General features: G+C 55.1%; 1 protein-coding gene and 1 pseudogene. Both read right to left on the bottom strand.

What is annotated here, in order from left to right; translation table 11 throughout:
* Positions 1-645, bottom strand: a pseudogene (locus P0N66_RS12705) (RHS repeat domain-containing protein); the annotation flags it as partial.
* A 300-nt stretch (positions 646-945) separates the two neighbouring features.
* On the bottom strand, positions 946-1393 hold a 448-nt coding region (locus P0N66_RS12700), incomplete at its 5' end, for an RHS repeat-associated core domain-containing protein (protein WP_275805998.1).

The following is a 1393-nucleotide window of genomic DNA, read 5'->3' as shown; positions in this document are numbered from 1 at the left end:
GATATGGCCATCGGCGTCGGTTTCCAGCACGATATCCTCGTGGTCGTAAACGTAGCGGGTGGTGGTCTCCACCCCTTCGGGATCGACAAGCCGTTTTTCCAGCCGGCGGCCGAAGGGGTCGTAGGTAAACTCCACCCGGGCCCCGTCGGGCAGCGCCACCTCGCGCAACCGGTTGGCGTAATCCCAGCGGTAACTGGTCTCGCCCTCGACGGTCACCTTGCTGACCAGGTTGCCGTTGGCGGCGTATTCGTACCGGGCCTGATCGGCGCTCAGCAACCGGTTGTTCCCGTCGTGGCGGTAATCGTCGTGGCGGTGGCTGGCCTGACGGTTGCCGGCGGGATCGTACTGGTAGAACTCCGGCTGTTGCGGCCCGCCCTGGGGTGCTCCGCCCTGTTCCAGCCCCCGGCCCCGGCCCTGGCCCTGGCCCTGGACGGGGGTGGCCGGCCTGCCGTCGGGAGCGGCCGGGTTGGCCTCCAGCAGCCGGTGGGTGCGATCGTAGCGATAGCCGATCTCCTGATCCGCTCCGGTAAGACGCAAGCGGTTGCCGACCGGGTCGAGATCGTAGACGGCGGCGGCGATGACGGCGGTGCCGGACCGGTGGACAAGGCCCGTTAAGCGACCGGCGGGATCGTAATCGTAGCCCAACCAAGTCTGGTCGGTCGATTTTATGAGTGATATGTTTTACGCTGGCAAACAGCTTCGATTTCTATTTTTTGGAGGAGGCCCAGAGCATATACCTGGGCGGGTATCCATTTTTCGCCACATTGAAACTTAAATGAGCCATCCAACTAATCGGAATTAATAAAATAAAACCGATTAAGTCGAAATCCTCAGATATAAAAACGATAATGGTTATAGCAATAGCTATTACACATAAAAAACTCACTATAGCTGCTACGATCCTAAAAGGTTTTCGGACTTTATTTACATCATCGCACTGAAGTTTCATTGTTGACCTCCGCAAAGATCTGATTCTCTGTTTATCAGGCGATCAGCAGCGACATTTATGATTGAGCCTACCACAATTCCTGATTGAAACGAACCTTGGATTAAAACTGAATTAATCGCTGTTGTTCTGGCAACTAACCCCATTGTGCTCAGATGGCTGCCAAGATGCGGAGCAACTCCTCTTAATGCATATTGTCCGATGGTGTACCCTCCATATGTCCGCGCAAATGCTCCGCCCAAGGCTGTTGTAATCCCCATTCTGCCGAATCCGATAACTTCGTTTGTGTGCCTATAATTTTCCCAAACATCACCCCAAAAGCTAGAAGGCCTCAGCCCCCACGGATCAACCCAATTAACCGGATTATTCAGGACATACCCATACAGATTAACATCCCCGCCGGCAAAGCCGATGGGGTCTTTGGAGATGAACCGGCCGATAGCCGGA

It is taken from the genome of Desulfurivibrio dismutans (assembly GCF_029210385.1).
GTDB classification, from domain to species: domain Bacteria; phylum Desulfobacterota; class Desulfobulbia; order Desulfobulbales; family Desulfurivibrionaceae; genus Desulfurivibrio; species Desulfurivibrio dismutans.
The sequence above is the reverse complement of the archived record's forward strand: the minus strand, read 5'-3'. Positions and strand labels throughout refer to the sequence as shown.